Below are 4,318 nucleotides of genomic sequence, written 5' to 3' on the forward strand. Positions count from 1 at the left end.
ACCAGGTCTTCCTCCCCGGCATCCCGCTCTACAGCGCCTACCAGTCCGCCCACGGACGGGACCCGATGAGCGGGACCGAGATGCTCGCCCACGTCCGCCGCACCATCGACGCCCTGCACGGCGAAGGCCCCGAGGCCGCGGCCGTCGAGGAGCCGCTGGTGACGGTGGTCGCCGAGCTCGAATGCTTCGACGTCGGACTGCGCGAGGACATCCCCGCTCAGCACCCGGGCGTGGTGGAGCACCTGATCGCCGAGCTGTGCGACCGCGACGGCGTCGCGTCGGTCCACCGGTACGGGCCCGCCGCCCTGGTCGTGGACGTCTCCGGGTGGGACGAGCTGCGGCTGAAGCTGTGGTGCACGCTGTGGCTGCAGCGCCACCTTCCGCGCTGAGCCGGACTCCGCTGGTCCCGCTCGTCGGCCGCGCGTGTCCGGCCGCGCGCGTCCGGGCGCCGCTCCGGGACGCGGCTACGGTGGAGAGCATGCCCCGATGCGAGACCCCCGCTCCCCCGAAGCTGCGCACCCTCCACCTGCCCGACCTGACGCCCGGCGACCCGTCCGTGCTCCGCGCCCACGGCACGTACGAGGCGCTGTCCTTCAGCGGCGACGACCTCACCGGGATGGACCTGACCGACGTCGGCTTCAGCGACTGCTCGCTCGCCGCCCTCAACGCCCACGAGCTGGAACTGACCCGCGCCCGCGTCATCGACTCGCATCTGCACCATTTGGACATTCCCACCGTCTCGGCCGCCTACGCGGCCCTGCGCGGCGTCGTGGTCGAGGACTCCCGGCTCGGAGTGCTCCAGTGCGTCGAGGGCACCTGGGACTCCGTCCACGTCCGCAACGCCAAGATCGGATACGTGAGCCTGCGCGGGGCGACGGTGCGCGACGTACGGTTCACCGGCTGCGTCGTCGGCGAACTGGACCTCACCGGCGCGGCGGTGCAACGGGTATCCTTCGACGACACCGAAGTCGGCACCCTCGACGTCTCCGGCGCGACTCTCCAGGACGTCGACCTGCTCGCGGTGGACCTGCCGGAGATCACCGGGCTGGCGCATCTGCGCGGGGCGACGATCAACGAGTTCCAGCTGCAGCAGCTGGCTCCGGCGATGGCCGCTCAGCTGGGCATCGACGTGGAGGGCTGACCTGCCCCGACCCCTCCGTCGGCACGAGCCCGGGGTGGCGCCCGGCTAGGGCTCGACCCTCGCCCGCGCCAGACTCGTGGTCTGCCGCAGGTCCACCGCGATGCCGGACACCCCGGCGAGCAGTGCCGCTGTGACGAACTCGATCTCGCCGAAGAAGATCGCCGCGGCGAACAGGACGCCCGTGAGTGCGGCCAGGCTCATCCGGGTGATCGCGCGCGTGGTCGTCGACGTCGTCGGTCGCTGGCGGTGGGGTGCTCGTGTGCTCATCGGTCCTGACTCTGCCACCGCTTCCTGTGCTCCCCCTGTTGGCGGGCCCTGCATGTCCGGATCGTCGCGCCGCGCCCACGTGCGCGGCGCGGAAGCCGGAGCACCGGGTCTCCCACGTCCGCACCGGGAGGCGGATCCCGCGTGCCCCCAGTCAGACTCGGACTGACACTGGGCGGGGGTGAGGTTCGGTGTTCCTTGACCTGCCTTTTCCCGAGAATCAGCGGGGATGAGCGCGTCACGGAGTGACAGTCGACGACACCGATTGACGAGTGCACGTCGGGTATTCGTCGGCTGGAATCACCAGCCGACGCCTACTTCCGACGGCCGGGTCGACTGCGTTCGGTGCCGCCCGGGTCGCCGTCCTCGACGCGCTGCAACCAGTTGGCGAGAGCCTCGGCATTGCCCTGCGTCGTCGCGCGGGTGAGGTAGTACTTCTCCGTCACCGCGGAGTCGAGGTGTCCGAGCTACGCGGAGGCCTGCTCGACGGAGACTGCGTCGCGGAGTGCCCCGGCGACAGAGCGGCGGACGGTGTGCGGGGTGACGTCGGCGAGGTCATCCCCGCGCGCTCGGCGCCACGCCTTCTGGAAGTTGTCGCGTTGCATGTGCGTGCCGTTCCGTGATGGGAAGACGGGCCCGGACGTCGGCCGGCCGGCGAACTCGTGGCGGCGGATGAGGACCGCGAGTGTCGGACCGGGGAGCTCGAGAATGCGCATCGAGCCGGCGGCCTTGCCTCCCTGCTGGCGATAGCTGCCCACGCCGGTGACGCTGACCATCGTTCCGTTGACCTCAAGCGTGCCGGCGTCCAGGTCGAGGTCCTGCCAGCGGAGGGCAAGGAGTTCCCCGGCGCGCATGCCAGTGCCGAGGAGGACGTCTAGGGCGTCGACCATCGGCGTGTAGCGCTTCCCCCCACCGAGGGTCACTTTCTCCCACCGGACAAACCGGTCGCGAAGCCTGCGGAGTTCGGCCGGCGTGAGGTCGGTGACCTCCTTGTTGCCAGCGGACTTCGCCCGTGGCTCGGGCATAACGGGCGTGTCCGCAATCGCGCGATCGCGGACGGCAATGTCGAATGCTTCGCGGAGGATGAAACGCACGCGCCGACCTGCGGAGGGGCCGCCGACGATACAGGCCGTGCCGTTGGGCCAACGCTTCGTGGTCGGTGTAACGATCTTGGTGACGACTTGGTCAACCATGCGCGGGGTGACGCTGCCGATCGGCCAGTCAAGGACACCGGCGTTGTCGAGGATTCTGACATGGTTGTGATACGCCTTGGGGGTGGTGGTCGTGGCCGAGTCCACCGTGCGGGCCCTCGTAGCGGAGCTGCGCCGGGAGACCACTGATCAGTGCCTGCAGGTGAAGGTGCCCCAGACCCACGCCCCGGCCCAGGAGGCCGAGGTCGACTTCGGGGAGTTCGCCGCGGTGATCGGTGGGGTGCCGATCAAGCTGTGGATGTTCATCCTGCACCTGTCGCACTCGGTAAGGCCGGACAGCAGGCCAACAACCCCAGACCCCGACAGGCGCCATCACAGCCTGCTCGTGAGCGCCCGCACGGGTCACCACAACACGGAAGCTATCGACGGTGTCTGGAATGCAAGCCAAAACCCACCTGCCGCCAGGGGATCAGCTTTTACCCGCCGTTGACACCCTGTCCATCGGCGGGCGATTCCGGCTCAGTGGGCCACTCCAGCCCGTATGCCTCTACGAGTGCCTGCGGGGAACCGTACTGGTTCGGGTCCTCACCGGCGCGCTGAGCGGCCGCTACTGCCTCGAGGAGAGCTTTAGAGCGCACTTGCATCCACGGGCCATCGAGGAGAGCCTGCTCGATTTCCGCCTGGAACTCGGGGTTGAGGGCAGCCCATTTCGCTTGGGCCCACATTTCCTCGGGACTCTGCTGGTGGTGGGTCATGGTGGTGCTCCTGTCGTGTGGGAACCCTCCGGGGTCCTCAGGTGGGTGACACCCTTGATTTTGTCATCCGTCGAACTATCCGATGCCTTCTGACCTGCCCCCTGGGCGATCATCGAGAACCCACCGCATGCGAAGTTTGACCCCCCTGCTGGACCCTGTTCTCACGACGAAGACGGGAGGAAGCGGGTGTTGAGCGTGGTGAGCTGGGCGGAGATCCGGCGGTTGTATCGGGGTGAGGGCATTCCCGGCGCATCCGGTCAGAAGAGGAAGTGCGGCCGCCGCGCCGACCGTGAGGTCTGCGCGGCGGCCGTGTCCGGGACGATTCATCGGAAGTGGATCAGTCCCTTCTGTGCTGCTCAACCGGTCCGGGCTCAGGCCTGGTCGGCCGTGCGGCGGCCCAGGAGGTAGGCGCCACCGGCGGCGGCCAGCAATGCACCGCCACCGAGAGCAACCGAGCCCGCAGTGGTGAAACCGGTGCCCTGTGTGACCCCGGTGTCGGCCCCGCCCTCGGGCATCGCGCCCATCTGGGCGGCGCTCAGGGTGCCGCACGCGGCCGGCAGGGTCGCGGCCGCGGGCAGCGCCGGGTCCAGATCCGACATCTTCTCGGCGGCCGCGGCCGGCATCTTCGCCGGGTCCACACCGTGGACCACGATCACCGCGGTGCCGCTCTTGAGGGCCTCGGTGGTCGGCCCGTCCAGCTCGAAGGTCCGCTCGTAGGAGTAGGCGGATCCGCCCGGGAAGCGCTCCACGGCCAGCCCGGAGTCGGGGCTGGTGTCGCCCTCGGTGGTCAGCGAGGTGCCGATCATCCCGTAGGAGGGGTGGCCCTCGGTGGTGTTGACCACCCCGTCGCCGTCGGTGTCGGCCTCGGGGCCGGGGCAGGTGCCCTGGCCGTGGATGTGGATGTGCTGGGCGTGCGGGAAGGGTCCGTCCATGAAGGTCTCGGCCGCGCCGGAGACGTTCATCGTGACGGTGGCCTGGTTGCCGTGGACGTCGACCATGACCTCGCC

8 protein-coding genes are annotated in these 4,318 nt (G+C 69.5%); 3 read left to right on the top strand and 5 right to left on the bottom strand.

Features of this window, described 5'->3' with window-relative positions; all coding sequences use genetic code 11:
* Both RIF68_RS28690 and RIF68_RS28695 read left to right on the top strand, forming a co-directional pair.
* A partial coding sequence (locus tag RIF68_RS28690; RefSeq protein WP_309054202.1) for a hypothetical protein occupies window positions 1–389 on the top strand: 389 nt, incomplete at its 5' end.
* An 89-nt stretch (window positions 390–478) separates the two neighbouring features.
* Complete coding sequence (locus RIF68_RS28695; RefSeq protein WP_309054203.1) at window positions 479–1,141, top strand: pentapeptide repeat-containing protein; 663 nt, start codon at window positions 479–481, stop codon at window positions 1,139–1,141.
* Window positions 1,142–1,186: 45 nt separating this feature from the next.
* Here the strand turns inward: RIF68_RS28695 and RIF68_RS28700 are convergent, their stop codons facing one another.
* The 3 genes from RIF68_RS28700 to RIF68_RS28710 form a co-directional block, all read right to left on the bottom strand.
* Window positions 1,187–1,408, bottom strand: coding sequence for a hypothetical protein (locus tag RIF68_RS28700; protein ID WP_309054204.1), 222 nt, complete (start codon window positions 1,406–1,408; stop codon window positions 1,187–1,189).
* Window positions 1,409–1,719: 311 nt separating this feature from the next.
* Window positions 1,720–1,851 (bottom strand): hypothetical protein, encoded by a 132-nt coding sequence (locus RIF68_RS28705; RefSeq protein ID WP_309054205.1) that lies wholly within the window; start codon window positions 1,849–1,851, stop codon window positions 1,720–1,722.
* A 21-nt stretch (window positions 1,852–1,872) separates the two neighbouring features.
* A complete protein-coding gene (locus RIF68_RS28710; RefSeq protein WP_309054206.1) occupies window positions 1,873–2,703 on the bottom strand; it encodes a site-specific integrase in 831 nt (276 codons plus the stop codon).
* Here RIF68_RS28710 and RIF68_RS28715 point away from each other — a divergent pair.
* Entirely contained in the window at window positions 2,690–3,046 is a 357-nt protein-coding gene (locus RIF68_RS28715) for a hypothetical protein (RefSeq protein WP_309054207.1), read from the top strand. The two genes, RIF68_RS28710 and RIF68_RS28715, sit on opposite strands and share 14 nt — an antisense overlap.
* Here RIF68_RS28715 and RIF68_RS28720 read toward each other — a convergent pair.
* Together RIF68_RS28720 and RIF68_RS28725 are read right to left on the bottom strand one after the other, a co-directional pair.
* A complete protein-coding gene (locus RIF68_RS28720; protein ID WP_309054208.1) occupies window positions 3,033–3,311 on the bottom strand; it encodes a hypothetical protein in 279 nt (92 codons plus the stop codon). The two genes, RIF68_RS28715 and RIF68_RS28720, sit on opposite strands and share 14 nt — an antisense overlap.
* 371 nt (window positions 3,312–3,682) lie before the next feature.
* Window positions 3,683–4,318: hypothetical protein (locus RIF68_RS28725; protein ID WP_309054209.1), on the bottom strand; the 636-nt coding region annotated here is incomplete at its 5' end.

Source organism: Streptomyces sp., from assembly GCF_031178505.1.
Taxonomy (GTDB): domain Bacteria; phylum Actinomycetota; class Actinomycetes; order Streptomycetales; family Streptomycetaceae; genus Streptomyces; species Streptomyces gulbargensis.

Excerpts from the sequence above, each read along its gene's own strand:
- RIF68_RS28695 (WP_309054203.1), top strand. The coding sequence starts at position 479 with ATGCCCCGATGCGAGACCCCCGCTCCCCCGAAGCTGCGCACCCTCCAC.
- RIF68_RS28700 (WP_309054204.1), bottom strand. The coding sequence starts at position 1,408 with ATGAGCACACGAGCACCCCACCGCCAGCGACCGACGACGTCGACGACC.
- RIF68_RS28720 (WP_309054208.1), bottom strand. The coding sequence starts at position 3,311 with ATGACCCACCACCAGCAGAGTCCCGAGGAAATGTGGGCCCAAGCGAAA.